Below are 14,699 nucleotides of genomic sequence, written 5' to 3' on the forward strand. Positions count from 1 at the left end.
CCGGGCGCGAGTCCGGACCGGTCCTCTCGGAGTTCACGATGACCAAGAGTTCCAAGCGCGGCGTCAGCCGTCGCCGGCTTTTCTCGATCGGCGGCGGGGCGATCGCCGCCTCGGGCGTGGCCGCCCTGACGCCGCCCGGTGCGAAGGCGGCCGACCAGCCCCTGGCCGCCGACACGCGGATGGTGACGGCGACCGAAGGGACCAATATCTGCGCGGTGGTCTCGCCGGACGGCAAGACCGTGGCCTTTGACGTCTACGCCATGCTGTGGCTGGTCCCGATCGAGGGCGGCCCGGCCAGGCGGCTGACCGACGAAATCTACGAGATCGCCCAGCCGGACTGGTCGCCCGACGGCAAGACGCTGGCCTTCCAGTCCTACCGCGACGGCAATTTCCACGTCTGGACGATCGGCGCCGACGGGACGGAACTGAGACAGTTGACCGAGGGCGTGTTCGACTGTCGCGAGCCGCGCTGGTCGCCCGACGGACGCCATATCGCCTTTTCGTCCGATCGGGGCGGGCGCTACGGCGTCCACCTGCTGGACGTCGCCAGCGGCGCGATCACCGCCTTCAGTTCCGGCCCCGGCGACGAGTTCGAGCCCTCCTGGGCGCCGGACGGCAAGAGCCTCGCCTTCACGGTCGACAAGGTTCGCATCGACGTCCAGGGCCTGGACGGGACGCGGCGGACGGTGGCCAAGGTCAAGGCGTCGGCTGACCGCTTCAACGCCGCTTCGCTCGCCAGTCCAGCCTTCACGCCCGATGGCCAGGATGTGGTCTTCACCGCCATCGAGAACGGCAAGGCCGAGCTGCGCAACGCCGCCGGTGTCGTGGTCCAGGGCGAGGACGTTTTTCCGTTCCGCGCCTCGTGGCTGCCCTCCCGCGAGTTCCTCTACACGGCCGACGGCCAGATCAAGCGTCGCGCGGCCGGCGGCGCGGTTAAGGCCATCGCGTTCACGGCTACGGTTCCTGTCCTGACCCCACGCTACATCAAGAAGAGCCGCGACTTCCTGTCGGCCAAGACCCGGCCGGTGGTCGGCATCGGCAGCCCGGCCCTGTCGCCGGACGGCCGTCAGGTGGCGTTCCGAGCGCTTAACGACCTCTACCTGCTCAAGATCGGCGGCGGGCCCGCCAAGGCCCTGACCAGGGACGGCTTCAGCAAGGTCGACCCGGCCTGGTCGCCGGACGGCAAGACCCTGGCCTATTCGACCGACAAGGGTGGCTCGTTGGATATCTGGCTGCGCGACATGGCCACCGGCGCGAGCAAGCAGCTGACCCATTTCGACGGGGCGGCGGTATCCAGCGCCTGGTCGCGCGACGGCAAGTCGATCGCCTTCCTCAGCCAGAACGGCGGTCTGTTCGCCGCCGATGTCGCGACCGGCGAGACCCGCCGCGTCTATGGCGACCTCTGGGAGCCGGGGAAGCCGACCTGGGGACCGGGCGACAGGACCATCGCCTACGCCGCGTTCAAGCCGTACTCGGCCCGCTTCCGCGAAGGCCTCAGCGAAATCCTCACGGTGGACGTTGCGAGCGGGAAGGGGACCTACGCCCCGATCCTGCCGGACCGCTCGCTAGGTACGCGCGGCGACGACGGCCCGGCTTGGTCCCCCGACGGCAAGTCCCTGGCCTACGTGTTCGCCAGCCGCCTGCACCTTTCACCAGTGGACGAGACCGGCAAGCTGCTGGGTCCGCCCAAGGCGCTCAACAACGAGGTCACGGACGCGGTCAGCTGGAGCGGCGACGGCAAGTGCCTGGTCTATCTCTCGGCCGGCCAGCTGAAGCTGATTTCGGCGGCCGGCGGCGCCCCCAAGCTCGTGCCGCACGGCCTGACCTGGGCCAATGTCCGGCCCAAGGCGCGGATGGTGCTTCGCGCCGCCCGCCTATGGGACGGCAAGTCGCCGACCTTGCGCGAGAACGTCGACGTCCTGATCTCCGACGGCCGCATCGCCGGCGTCGCCCCGCGCGGCGAGGTAGCGGCCGACGTGACGGTGATCGACGCGCCGACGGGAACGGTGATGCCGGGCCTGATCGACATGCACACCCATCGCCAGATGCAGGGCTACGGCTATGGCGATCGGGAAGGGCGGCTGTGGCTGTCGCTGGGGGTGACCACGACCCGCTCGCCCGGCGGCCCGGCCTATCACACGGTCGAGGACCAGGAGGCGATCGAGTCCGGCAGGCGGGTCGGTCCCCGCTACTACGCCACCGGCGAGGCGATCGACGGCTCGCGGATCTTCTACAATTTCATGCGGCCGGTCACCGAACCCGGCCAGATGGCGCTGGAGCTGAAGCGGGCCGAAGCGCTGTCCTACGACCTGATCAAGACCTATGTCCGCCTGTCGGGCGAGCGCCAGAAGGAGGTCATCGCCTGGGCCCACGCCAAGGGCCTGCCGCTGACCTCGCACTACCACTATCCGGCCCTGGGCCTGGGCATGGACGGCATGGAGCACCTGGGCGCGACCAGCCGCACCGGCTATTCGCGCACGGTCAGCGCGCTGGGCAACATCTACCAAGACGTCAACACGGCCTTCGTGGCCAGCAAGGCCGCCCGCACGCCGACCCTGTTCACCTCGACGGCCCTGCTGGCCGACGACCGCTCGCTGGTCGACGATCCGCGCATCAAGGCGCTGTATCCGCCGTGGGAATACGCCCGCCTGCTGGAGCGGGCCAAGCAGATGGCGGCCATGGACCGTACGCCGATCCTGGCCTCGCTGGAGCGCAACGTCGCCGAGGTGGCGCGGACCGTTCGCGCCGGCGGGCGGATCACCACCGGCACGGACTCGCCGATCGACTTCAACGCCGTCAGCCTGCACATGAACCTGCGGGCCATGGTCCGCTACGGCATGACGCCGTTCGAGGCCCTGGTCACCGCGACCAGCGCCTCGGGCGAGTATCTGGACGAGCCGCTGGGTTCGATCGCCACCGGGAATTACGCCGACCTCGTCCTCGTCGAGGGCGACCCGCTGGCCCGGATCGAGGACGCGGCCAAGGTCATCAAGGTGATCAAGCACGGCGAAGTCCACACGGTCGCCGACCTGATCGGCCCGTTCGCCAATCCTGCGCAGCACGCCGCGCTCGATCGCGGCCGGCGCTTCGTCTGCGAGGCCTCCGCCGAATACTGGTGGCATGAGCCCGAGTTTCTGGCCCAAGCTCGCGCCTCGTGTTGCGACGGGGCCTGCGGCTTCACGCCGATCTTCAGCCTTCAAGTCTAGTATCGGGGACAGACGATGGGAATTTCGCGACGCAGCTTTCTGACGTCGGTGGGCAGGGCCGGCGGCTACGGAGCGCTCTACACCACGATGGTGGGCATGGGCCTGCTGGCCGCGCCGCGAGCCTATGCCGGCGCGCCCAAGCTGGACCTGGCGGGCGGCAAGGGCGCGTCGGTGGCGATCCTGGGGGCGGGCGTCGCCGGGCTGGTCGCGGCCTACGAGCTGCGCAAGGCGGGCTACGCCGTCACCGTGCTGGAAGCGCGCGACCGTCCAGGCGGCAGGGCCTGGTCGGTGCGGTCGGGCACGAAGATCGTCCAGACGGGTCGCCCGGACCAAGTGGTCGACTGGGCCGGGGGCAGGAACGATTACTTCAACGCCGGTCCGGCCCGCATCCCGCAATGGCACCACGCCATCCTTGGCTATTGCCAGGAACTGGGCGTGCCGCTGGAGGTGATGGTCAACGCCAACCGCTCGGCAAAGCTGGACTTCGCCGGTCAGGTGGTGACCGAGCGCCAAGCGGTCAACGACACGCGCGGCGCCTTCACCGAACTGCTGGCCAAGGCCGTCGACAGGGGCGCGCTGGACCAGGAATTGACCGGGATCGATAAACAGAAGCTGCTCGGCTACCTGTCGGCCTACGGTGACCTGTCGAAGAACAGCTATGAGGGCTCGACCCGCGCCGGTTTCCTGGCCTCGCCCGGCGGCTACGATCACCCGCCCAGGGGCGGACCGCCGCTGCGCATGGCCGACATGATGAAGTCGCGGTTCTGGGGCGCCAGCCTGATCTTCGAGGAGATCATCGACATGCAGGCCACCATGCTGCAGCCGGTGGGCGGCATGGACCGGATCTCCTACGCCCTCTACGAGCAGGTGAAGTCGGCCGTGAGGTTCGAGGCCGTGGTCAAGCAACTGCGCAAGACACCGAAGGGCGTGAAGATCGTCTATGCCGACAAGACGGGGGAGCAGGCGCTGGAGGCCGACTACTGCATCTGCACGATCCCGCTGCCGGTGCTGGCCAAGATTCCGTCGGACTTCACGCCGCGCGTGAAGTCGGCGATCGCCGCGGCCGAATACCACCACGGCACCAAGGTGGCGTGGGAGAGTCGGCGGTTCTGGGAACAGGACGACTTCCAGTACGGCGGCCTGGGCTGGACCGACGAGGCCAACGAATTGGTCTGGTATCCCAGCGGCGGCATCGGCGAGAAGACCGGGATCTTGGTCGGCGCCTATTCCATCGGCTTCTCGGGCCCCGACAGCCCGCCGAAATACGCGGCCATGTCGTTCGAGGACCGCTTTGCGCTGTCGCGCAAGGTGATCGAGAAGTTCCACCCCGGACACGGCCAGGAACTGACCAAGCCGTTCACCGTCTCGTGGATGCAGACGCCCTACAACGAAGGCGTGGCGGTAGGTTGGAAGGACGAGCAGCGGGCCACCGACTACGCCGAACTGTGCAAGCCCGACGGCGCTTTCTATTTCGCCGGCGAGCACATGAGCTACATCAACGCCTGGCAGGAGGGCGCGGCGCTATCGGCGCACGAGGCGCTGAAGCTGATCCAGGCGCGCGTGTCGACGACTTAGAGCATCGCGCGGAAAAGTGGATGCCGGTTTTCCGCAAAAGCGATGCGAAAACAAAAATCTAGAGCAGGCCGAGCGATTCTTAGATCGCGCGGCTTGCTCTAGGCCTTCCTGAATGGCGGCTCGGCAGGCTGTTCAGAAATTGCGTAAGCGTTGCCGATTTCAACATCTGTGATCGTGTGTGGGAATATATTCCTACCTCATGGCGATCGGCCCGCCGAGCGATCTCTCGCCCGACCTGCGACCGACTGGTCAAACGAGCAGACGACCCCGTTCGACTTCGCTGAGATCTGCGACCACATACCGCAGGCTGAAAGCGTCACCGCAGAACAACCTATTAGGGACAATCATGGAGGTTTGGCCGATCCGCGCAGGATGAAGGTCGTCCGCCATGAACACCGACAACGTCGTCACGCTGAACAACCAAGAACATCAACGGGTTGAAACCGCACCCGCGACGGCGTTTCCGGTCAGATGGCTGGCCGTCGGATTGGTGCTCACCACCGTCGTATTGCTCACCATGCTTTGGTCGGCGTTCGATTCGTTTCAGAATGTCACCACGGTGCAAGTGCGCAACTTGCGCCTGCAGGAGCTGAGCGGACGCATCGTCCATCTGGACGAGGTGCTGACCATGTCCGCCCGCATGGCGGCGACCACGGGCGACTTGCAGTGGGAGCGGCGCTACCGCCATTTCGAACCCCAACTCGACGCCGTCATCAAGGAAACGCTGCGGCTCACCGTCCTGTCCGAAAGCGCTGAGGCGACCAGACAGACGGACGCCGCCAATCTGAAACTCGTCGATATGGAGAACCAGGCCTTCGCGCTGGTTCGCGCCGGACAGCCCAGCCAGGCCAAGTCGATCTTGTTTGGCCAAGCCTATGAGGCGCAGAAGAAGGTCTATGCCGACGGGATCGTCCGGCTCGTGCGACATATCCAGGAAGACCTCGCCGCGAGCCAGCGCGCCAAGCGCAACCAGGCGCTTTTCTTCGTCACCTCGGCAATATTCTCGATCGTCTCCTTGTGCGTCACATGGCTGCTGGTCTGGAGCAAGCTGCACCGGTGGCGCACGGATCAGGCGACCAACTTCGCCGCGCTGGCAAAGGCGGAAGAAGCGCTCCAGATCGCCAATGACGATCTGGAGAAACGTGTAAAGGAACGCACCGAGCAGCTTGAGCAAGTGCACGTGAAGCTCATCGAGGCTTCGCGCAAGGCAGGCATGGCGGAGGTGGCCACAGGCGTGCTGCATAACGTCGGCAACGTGCTCAACAGCGTCAACGTCTCCGCCACGCTGGTGGCGGACAGCGTCAGCAAGTCCAAACTTTCGGGCTTGAGCAGATCCGCCGCCCTGCTGAAAGAACACGAACTGGATTTGGGAGCTTATCTCAGCAGCGACCCTCGCGGCAAACTTCTGCCGGCCTATCTGCTTCAGCTCTCCGAACATTTGCAGACCGATCAGGAAGCGAGCATCAAGGAATTGAATTTCCTGCGCCAGAATATCGACCACATCAAGGTGATCGTGGCTATGCAGCAATCCTTCGCCACGGCGTCCGGCGTCGAGGAAAACGTCAATGTCAGAGAACTTCTGGAAGACAGCCTGCGCATGGACATGAGTTCTTTGATCCGTCACGGCGTGGAGGTCATTCAAGAGATCGACGACGTGCCCCCGATCATGCTCGACAAGCACAAGGCCCTGCAGATCCTGGTGAACTTGGTAAGCAACGCCAGGCACGCCTGCAACGACTCGGGGCGCGCGGACAAACGCTTGACGTTGCGCCTGACCAGCGGTGATGGCCGGGTCAGGCTTTCGGTCGCCGACAACGGAGCCGGGATTCCAGCGGAGAACCTGACACGGATCTTCAATCACGGTTTCACCACCCGCAAGGATGGACACGGCTTCGGTCTGCACAGCGGCGCGCTGGCGGCCAGGGAACTGGGTGGATCTCTGGTGGCGCAGAGTGACGGCGTCGGTCTTGGCGCGACCTTCACCCTCGAACTCCCGCTTTCCCCTGCGGAGGTTTTCGCATGAGCCGCCTACCCAACACCGGCAACCGACGCATCCTGGTGATCGACGACACCCCATCGATTCACCAGGATTTCCAGAAGATTCTCGGCTCGGGCCTCGACAGCGAAGCCGCGCTGGCCTCATCCGAGGCGGCCCTGTTCGGCGACGCCCCGACCGTGCGCCAAGCCTTCGAGCTCGATTCCGCCTATCAGGGGCAGGAGGCCCTGGCCATGGTCATAGGCGCGCTGGCGGAGAACAGGCCCTACGCCATGGCGTTCATCGACATGCGTATGCCGCCCGGATGGGACGGTGTCGAGACCATCGAGCGCCTCTGGCAGGTCGATCCGCAGCTGCAGATCGCCCTCTGCACCGCCTATTCCGATTACTCCTGGGAGGCGATGTCGGAGCGCCTTGAGCTGGGCGATCGGCTGCTCATTCTGAAGAAGCCGTTCGACAACGTCGAAATCCGCCAAATGGCCAGCGCCCTGACCGCAAAGTGGCAGATGACCCAAGACGCGGCTTCGAAAATGAGCCGCCTGGAGCAGGCGGTCGAGGAAAGAACCAAGGCGCTGGCTGAACAAAACGCCCGGTTCGACGCGGCCTTTAGCAATATGCCGCATGGACTCTGCATGTTCGACGCCGACCGGCGGCTGATCCTTTGCAACGCCGCCTATGCTCGTCTCTACAAGCTCGTCGACTCGCTCAGCCGCCCGGGGACTCCGCTGAGCAGCATTCTCGACTATCGAGCCTCGGTCGGGAACGGTCCCGAGAGTTTCGCGGCCTACTACGCCGCCACGGTGGAAGCGGAGTTGACCGAGGCGGCGGCCAGCAGCGAAGCCAAGCTCGCCGATGGACGGACGATCCGCATCACCCACAACCCGATCCCGACCGGCGGTTACGTGGCCACGCACGAGGATGTGTCGGAAGCCATCCGGGCGACCGCCCGGATCGAATTCCTGGCCTTTCGCGACCCCCTGACCGCGCTGCCCAACCGCGCCGCCTTCCAGCGGGCCTATGACGACGCCGTCGCTGAGGCCGTGGAGACCGGCGAGATGTTTGGCCTGATCATGGTCGACGTCGATCATTTCAAGGAGGTCAATGACACCTTGGGCCACGACGCCGGCGACGCCCTGCTGCAGGCCCTGGCCGTCCAACTCAAGAAGGCCTTTCGACGGGAGGACACCGTCGCGCGGCTCGGCGGCGACGAGTTCGCCGTGCTGCTGCGCGGCCTTTCGAGGCAAGGGGACATGGACCGCCCGATCGCGGTCCTGCAGCGCTTGTTGCGCAAGCCGGTCGAGCATTTCGGCCAAAGCTTCACGATCCGCGCCAGTCTCGGCGCGGCGTTGCACGTTGATTCCGATGCCGATCCGGCCGAGCTGATGAAAAACGCCGACGTGGCGCTCTATCAGGCCAAGTCCGGCGGCCGCAATCGCGCCGTGATCTTCGAGCCCTCAATGCGCGCCGAAGTCGAGAAGCGCGTAGAACTGCTGCGCGAGGTGCGCCAGGCTATCGCCCGGGACGAATTCAAGATGTTCTACCAGCCGGTCATCGACTTGGCCTCCAACAGCGTGGCGGGTTTCGAGGCCCTGATGCGCTGGAACCATCCCGAGCGCGGCATCCTGCCGCCCGCCGCCTTCATGGCCGCATTGGACGACGATGACCTGTCATTGCAGTTGGGCGAGATGGCTTTCGAGCAGTGTTTGGGCCAAATGCGCGCCTGGCTCGACGGCGGCGTGAAATTCGGCCGGGTGGCGATCAACGTCTCGTCGAGCCAGTTCCACACCGGACGGTTGGCGCTCGACATCGAGGCCAAGCTGCGGCGCTGGAATCTATCGCCCGAACACCTGACCATCGAGGTCACCGAGAACGTCTATATGGGCTGGGGAGGCGACGTGGTCAGCCAGGCCGTTCGCCGCTTGCACGACGCCGGCGTGCTGATCGCCCTCGACGACTTCGGCACCGGCTACGCCTCCCTGGCCAATCTGCGCCAGTTCCCGATCGATCGGCTGAAGATCGACAAGTCCTTCGTCCAGAACAGCGAGGACGACGCCATCGTTCGGGCGGTCATCGGCCTGGGCGCCAGCATGGGCATGAAGGTGGTGGCCGAGGGCGTGGAGTGCGCCGATCAATTGGCGACGCTGACCAGCTATGGCTGCGATCAGGTGCAAGGCTACCATTTCGCCAAGCCGATGCCGGCGACTGAGGTGGCGGGGTTCATACGCAACTTCGCGCGGGAGGCTGACGTGCTTGACATGACGGAGCGTCGAGCCGCGTCGGCCATTTGAGGACGGCGCGCTTTCGAGGTTTGTCGTCAGAAACGCGCTTTGAGCGCCCGCCCTATACCTCGGAAGGCGGGATACGGCCGATGGTCGCCTTGCTGACGCCCAGAACCCGGGCCAGATGGCGCACGCTTTCGCCATTCGCGCGTTGCTGCGCGACGAAAGCGCGCTGAGCCAGGGCCAGAATGTGGCGGCGCCCGAGTTTGACGCCGCGAGCCTTGGCGCGCTCGCGTCCTTCACTGGTCCGAGAGCGAATTAGCTCTCGCTCGAATTCGGCAAGCCCGCCCAGGACGGTGAGCATCAGCCGACCGAGAGGCGTGGTCGTATCGGCCCAGGTGTCGCGGATCGATCGGAACTTAGCGTCCTTCTCTGCGAGGGCGGCCAGGACATTCAGCAGATCCCGCGTCGAGCGCGCCAAGCGATCTAGAGCATCGCGCGGAAAAGTGGATGCCGGTTTCCGCAAAAGCGATGCGAAAAACCTAGAGCGTCGCCGTTATCGGGTCCTGGCGATTGTCCTAGGCCGGGCCAAGGCCGCGTAGGGCCATTCGGGTTGCGGCGGCGAGCGTTTCGAAGCTTGCGCCGCCGCGCGCGGCCATCTTCAATCCCCCGCGCACCGTCAACAAGTAGCGGGCGGCCTCGTCCGCATCGATGGCCGCCAGTTCACCGGCCACTACGCCATGGCGTATGCGCGCGGCGAGCGCCTGCAACAGGGTCTCGGAGCCCAGGTCGTCGAGGTCGGCCGGCGCCTCGGGGCCAACGCCCGTTATGGTCGCGATATCGGTGGGAACACCGGCCTTGCCGGCCTCGCTGAGCAGCTTCTGGATCGTCCGCTCGGACTGGTCGTAGTTTCCTTCGCCGATCGCCTGGTGGCGGACGCGGCCCTCGGCGTCGATGAAATAGAAGGCCGGCCAGGCGTTGTTGTCGAAAGCTCGCCAGGTCCGCCAATCGCTGTCGAGGGCCACTGGGAAGTCGACTCCCAGCGCCTTGACCGCCTGGCGGACGTCGGCGGAATCCTTCTCGAAGGCAAACTCGGGCGTATGCACGCCGATCACCACCAGGCCCTGGTCCCTGTACTTGGCGGACCAAGCGCGCAGGTAGGGCAGGGCCCGCAGGCTGTTGATGCAGGAATAGGTCCAGAAGTTCACCACCACGACCTTGCCGCGCAGGTCCTCGGCACGGAGCGGCGGGGTGTTGAGCCAGTCGGGCGAGGCCGACAGGGCGCGCAGGGGCGCGGCCTGGGCCAGCGCGACCGGGAACGCGCCGACCACGGCGGTTCCGCCCAGCGCCAGCGGCCCGGCGACCAACAGCGCCGCCTTCAGCCAGCGCCGCCGCGAGGTGTGCAGACGGGCCATGTTCATCGACCTCGCTTTGGGTTCAGACCAGGTTGATGGCGATGTCGATGTTGCCCGACAGCGCCTTGGAATAGGGGCAAGTGCGGTGGGCGGCCTCTACGATCGCTTGGGCCATGTCCCGGGGAAGGCCGGGCAGGGCGACGTTCAGCCGGGCGGCCAGGCCGAAGCCGTCGTCGTCGAGATTGAGATCGATCTCGGCGTCGATCGCGGGGGCCTCGGGGAGGGCGAGATTCATCTGCTTGGCTGCGATGGCGATCGCCCCTTCGAAACACGCCGACCAACCGGCGGCCAGCAGCTGCTCGGGGTTCGTGCCCGTTCCGGGGCCGCCCGGCGTCGAGAGCTTGAGGTCCAGGCGCCCGTCGGCGCTACGGGCGAAGCCTTCGCGGCCGCCGGCGACATGGACCTTGCCGGTATAGAGGGTGCGGATAGCGGTGCTCATGGTGTGAAATTCCTTCAGGTGGGGAGGGCGGATCAACGCAGCGACCGGAAGGCGGCGCGCACTTCCTCGGCGAACAGCGCGGGTTGTTCCCAGGCGGCGAAATGGCCGCCGTTCGAGGCTTCGTTGAAGTAGATCAGGTCGGTGTAGCAGCGCTGAGCCCAGCTCTTGGGCGCGCGGAAGATCTCGCCGGGAAAGACGCTGACGGCGACCGGCAGGTCGATGACGCCGCGGGCGTTGAAGTTGTTGGTGTGGTCCTCCCAGTAGATCCGGGCGGCCGAGGCGCCGGTCTCGGTCAGCCAGTAAAGCGACAGGTCATCGAGAATCTCGTCGCGGGTCAGGACCTTCAGGGGATCGCCGCCGCTGTAGGTCCATTGGGAAATCTTCTCGTACATCCAGGCCGCCATGCCGACGGGCGAGTCGACCAGCGCATAGCCAATGGTCTGGGGCCGGGTGTTCATCATCGCGGCATAGGCTGAGTTGTCGCGATAGAAGACCTCCAGCTGGTCGAAGGCGCTGCGCTCCTTGGCCGACAGGCTGGCGGGCGCCGGATCGCCGGCGGCAAGGACGTGAGCGATCTCGGCCGGGACCACGGCGGGCATGTTCAGGTGGATGCCCAGCAGCCCGGGCGCCTTCTGTAGCGCCATCCGCTGTGAGATCACCGAGCCGCAGTCGCCGCCCTGCGAGACGTAGCGATCATAGCCCAGGCGCAGCATCAGCGCCGACCAGGCCCGGCCGATATGATCCGAACCCCAGCCCAGGGCCTTGGGCTTGGCCGAAAAGCCAAAGCCGGGGATCGACGGGATGACCAGGTGGAAGGCGTCCTCGGCCTTGCCCCCATGAGCGGTCGGGTTGGTCAAGGGATCGATGGCCTTCAGGAATTCCAGGATCGAGCCTGGCCAGCCATGAGTCATGATCATCGGCAAGGCGCCGCCGTGGCGGGAGCGGACGTGGATGAACTGGATGTCCAGGCCGTCGATCTGCGTCACGAACATCGGCAGGGCGTTCAGCCGCGCCTCGACCTTGCGCCAGTCGTAGCCAGTCGCCCAGTAGCGCATCAGCGGCTCCAGGGTCTGACGGCGCACACCCTGGGTATCGTCGCCGGCCGGTTCGGCGTCGGCCCAGCGGGTGGCGGCGATGCGGCGCTTCATCTCTGTGATGTCGGCCTGCGGGATCGCGACCTTGAAGGGGCGGACGGCGGGGGAGGCGGCCTTGGCCAAGCTCGGGGCGAGGGCGGTCGCGCCCGCCGCGGCGAGGCCGCCAACCACCGTGCGACGGGTGGCCGGAAGGAAGGGGTTGTTCACTGGGAACTCCGTGGAGCTTGGGAGAAAAAGGGGAGGCGTCAGGGCGCGTAGCGGGTGAAGATGTAGTCGCGGTCCGCCACCCGACCGGCGTGGCAGGCGAAGCAGGTCTCGTGCTGGGCCTTATCGACGGGCTTGCCGTCGACGAACCGGCCAAAGCCCCAGCCGCCAGTCGAGGCGTAGCGCCTGGAGTCCTTGACCATGACCTGGACGGTGGTTGCCGCGCCCGGGATCGAGGCGGGCGGGAAGTCGGGCGAGGGCGTGTGCTTCCAGGCCAGCTTCACCAGCACGGTCCCGTCCGGAAAGGGCCGGGTTCCGGCGCGGTAGGCGTCCAGCGCCTTGCGGTTGCCCACGACCGCCCGCAGTTCATCCAGCGGCGGGGCTTCTTGAGCGGGCGCGACCAGGGTCCAGTCGCGATAGCCCTTGGGAAGGGTCACGCCATAGATCGGCGAGGCCGCCGACGGAGCCTGGGGCGGCGCGCAGGCCCAGCACAGGCCGGCGACGATGGCGACGGCGCCGGCGATCGCCAGCATCGAGGAGGGGGACATGGCGACCTCCCGGCTCAGAAGCGGTCGACGTCGATCACCGCCTGAACGAAGGCGGCCGGGGCCTCCTGCGGCAGGTTGTGACCGATCCCGCCGGTGATCAGGCGATGGGCGTACTTGCCGGTGAACTTCTGGGCGTAGGTCGCCGGATCGGGATGCGGCGCGCCGTTGGCGTCGCCTTCCAACGTGATGGTCGGCACACCGATCGTCGGCCCGGTGGCCAGCCGGCGCTCGAGGTCGTCGTACTGGCGCTCGCCATCGGCCAGACCCAGTCGCCAGCGGTAGTTGTGGATGGTGATCGCGACATGGTCGGAATTGTCGAGCGAGGCGGCGCTGCGATCGAACGCCGCATCGTCGAACTTCCATTGGGGCGAGGCCAACTGCCAGATCAGCTTGGCGAAGGCGTGGGTGTTGGCGGCGTAGCCGGCCTGGCCGCGCTCGGTGGCGAAATAGAACTGGTACCACCAGGCCAGCTCGGCCTTGGGCGGCAGCGGCGCCTTGTTGGCCTGCTGGCTGCCGATCAGGTAGCCGCTGACGCTGACCAGGGCCTTGCAGCGCTCAGGCCAGAGGGCGGCCATGATATCGGCGGTCCGCGCGCCCCAGTCGAAGCCGGCGACGATCGCCTGCTTCAGACCCAGGGCGTCCATCAGGGCCAGGCCGTCGGCCGCCAGCGCCATCTGCTGGCCGTTGCGCGGCGTGTCGGCGGACCGGAACCGCGTCGTGCCGTAGCCGCGCAGGTGCGGGATGATCACGCGATAGCCGGCGGCCGCCAGGCGTGGGCCGACCTCGGCGAAGGCGTGGATGTCGTACGGCCAGCCGTGTAGCAGCAGCACCGGGGTTCCGCCGGCCGGCCCCAGCTCGGCGTAGCCGACGCTGAGCACGCCGGCGTCGACCTGCTTGAGCGCGCCGAACGGCAGGGCCTTGGCGGGCGTCGCGGCCTGGGCGCGGCCGGTCCCGGCAAATGCGGCCGTTGCGGCGCTCAGGGTCATCGCGCCGACCAGGCGCCGGCGGCGCGCGTCGACTTTGGGGGCGGGGAGGTTGTCGGTCATGGTGGGTCGCCTTCATGTTGAAGCCGTATGGAGACTAGGCGCGGGGCGGTCCGTCTTGTCGTTAGGCGTTGTGAGAGCGTGTGAGGTCTCGCGCGTCCAAGGGGCGAAGGACCGCCGCCGGCGCCGCTTACGGCTGGGCCGCTGCGGCGGCCTCGATCACCTCGGCGACCGCCTTGGGGTGCGAGACCATGACGACGTGCGAGGCGCCGTCGACCACGACCGTCTTGCGGGAGTCCGCGCGCTTGGCCATGAAGCCGAGCGCGGCGGGCGGGATGTTCTTGTCGCCGGTCCCGTAGACGAACCACGAGGGCAGACGCCGCCAGGCGGGCGGGCCCGAGGCCTCGGTCAGGGCCGCGTCGCGAACGGGACGCTGGGTGGCGGCCATCAGCGCCGATTCCGCCGGCGCGACGTCCGCGGCGAACTGGGCGCCGAACTTGTCCTGGTCGATGTAGAGGTCCTTGCTGCCGTCGGGCAGCATGACCGGCGGGGCCAGGGCCTGGCCAAGCGTGCCGCCCGGGAAGCGGCCGGTCAGTTCCAGGGCGTTCTCGCCGGCGTCGGGGGCGAAGGCGGCCACGAAGACCAGCGCCTTGACGTTCGGCGGGGTCGCGCCGGCGTCGCTGATCACCGCGCCGCCGTAGGAATGGCCGACCAGCACGACCGGACCTTGGACGGAGGCCGCCACCCGGCCAATCGAGGCGGCGTCGTCCTTGACGCCGCGCAACGGGTTGGCGGCGGCGATCACGCGATAGCCGTCGGCCTTGAGCTGGGCGGCGACGCGGTTCCAACTGGCGGATTCGGCGAAAGCGCCGTGGACCAGCACGATCGTGACGGGCTTGCGGAGCGGCGCGGCGAACGCGGTGGACCCGGTGAGCACCAGGACCGCGGCGAACGCGGTGAGCAATTTGGGCATGGATGGCTTCCCGGAACTGAAGAGGAGGACGTGCGCACGAGCGCGCG

At 67.1% G+C, this 14,699-nt stretch carries 11 protein-coding genes; 4 read left to right on the forward strand and 7 right to left on the reverse strand.

Features of this window, described 5'->3' with window-relative positions; translation table 11 throughout:
* The first annotated feature begins 38 nt into the window (after positions 1-38).
* From ACSQ2G_RS13520 to ACSQ2G_RS13535, 4 genes are all read left to right on the forward strand, one after another.
* Positions 39-3,206, forward strand: coding sequence for an amidohydrolase family protein (locus ACSQ2G_RS13520; protein WP_436031609.1), 3,168 nt, complete (start codon positions 39-41; stop codon positions 3,204-3,206).
* Positions 3,207-3,221: 15 nt separating this feature from the next.
* Positions 3,222-4,781 carry a flavin monoamine oxidase family protein gene (locus ACSQ2G_RS13525; RefSeq protein ID WP_436031611.1) on the forward strand — a complete coding sequence of 520 codons (1,560 nt, stop codon included), beginning with the start codon at positions 3,222-3,224 and terminating at the stop codon, positions 4,779-4,781.
* Positions 4,782-5,169: 388 nt separating this feature from the next.
* Positions 5,170-6,804: a sensor histidine kinase gene (locus tag ACSQ2G_RS13530; protein ID WP_436031614.1), complete on the forward strand. Its 1,635-nt coding sequence runs from the start codon at positions 5,170-5,172 to the stop codon at positions 6,802-6,804.
* A complete protein-coding gene (locus ACSQ2G_RS13535; RefSeq protein ID WP_436031616.1) occupies positions 6,801-9,065 on the forward strand; it encodes an EAL domain-containing protein in 2,265 nt (754 codons plus the stop codon). Before ACSQ2G_RS13530 ends, ACSQ2G_RS13535 begins: the two co-directional genes overlap by 4 nt.
* 52 nt (positions 9,066-9,117) lie before the next feature.
* Here ACSQ2G_RS13535 and ACSQ2G_RS13540 read toward each other — a convergent pair whose 3' ends face one another.
* The 7 genes from ACSQ2G_RS13540 to ACSQ2G_RS13570 all read right to left on the reverse strand — a co-directional run bounded on the left by ACSQ2G_RS13540 (position 9,118) and on the right by ACSQ2G_RS13570 (position 14,652).
* Positions 9,118-9,522 carry a recombinase family protein gene (locus tag ACSQ2G_RS13540; RefSeq protein ID WP_436031618.1) on the reverse strand — a complete coding sequence of 135 codons (405 nt, stop codon included), beginning with the start codon at positions 9,520-9,522 and terminating at the stop codon, positions 9,118-9,120.
* A gap of 52 nt (positions 9,523-9,574) precedes the next feature.
* Positions 9,575-10,417, reverse strand: coding sequence for a thioredoxin family protein (locus ACSQ2G_RS13545; RefSeq protein WP_436031620.1), 843 nt, complete (start codon positions 10,415-10,417; stop codon positions 9,575-9,577).
* Positions 10,418-10,433: 16 nt separating this feature from the next.
* Positions 10,434-10,850, reverse strand: coding sequence for an organic hydroperoxide resistance protein (locus ACSQ2G_RS13550; RefSeq protein ID WP_436031622.1), 417 nt, complete (start codon positions 10,848-10,850; stop codon positions 10,434-10,436).
* Between the two features lie 32 nt (positions 10,851-10,882).
* Positions 10,883-12,151 carry an epoxide hydrolase family protein gene (locus ACSQ2G_RS13555; RefSeq protein ID WP_436031624.1) on the reverse strand — a complete coding sequence of 423 codons (1,269 nt, stop codon included), beginning with the start codon at positions 12,149-12,151 and terminating at the stop codon, positions 10,883-10,885.
* A 38-nt stretch (positions 12,152-12,189) separates the two neighbouring features.
* The gene (locus tag ACSQ2G_RS13560) at positions 12,190-12,696 is read right to left on the reverse strand and encodes a cytochrome P460 family protein (RefSeq protein WP_436031626.1); all 507 of its coding nucleotides are present in this window, start codon (positions 12,694-12,696) and stop codon (positions 12,190-12,192) included.
* A 14-nt stretch (positions 12,697-12,710) separates the two neighbouring features.
* Positions 12,711-13,742 (reverse strand): alpha/beta fold hydrolase, encoded by a 1,032-nt coding sequence (locus ACSQ2G_RS13565; protein ID WP_436031628.1) that lies wholly within the window; start codon positions 13,740-13,742, stop codon positions 12,711-12,713.
* A 127-nt stretch (positions 13,743-13,869) separates the two neighbouring features.
* On the reverse strand, positions 13,870-14,652 hold the full coding sequence (locus tag ACSQ2G_RS13570; RefSeq protein ID WP_436031629.1) for an alpha/beta fold hydrolase: 783 nt from the start codon (positions 14,650-14,652) through the stop codon (positions 13,870-13,872).
* Positions 14,653-14,699: the final 47 nt, after the last annotated feature.

Origin of the sequence: Caulobacter sp. LjRoot300, from assembly GCF_964253875.1 — a bacterium.
Lineage (GTDB): Bacteria > Pseudomonadota > Alphaproteobacteria > Caulobacterales > Caulobacteraceae > Caulobacter.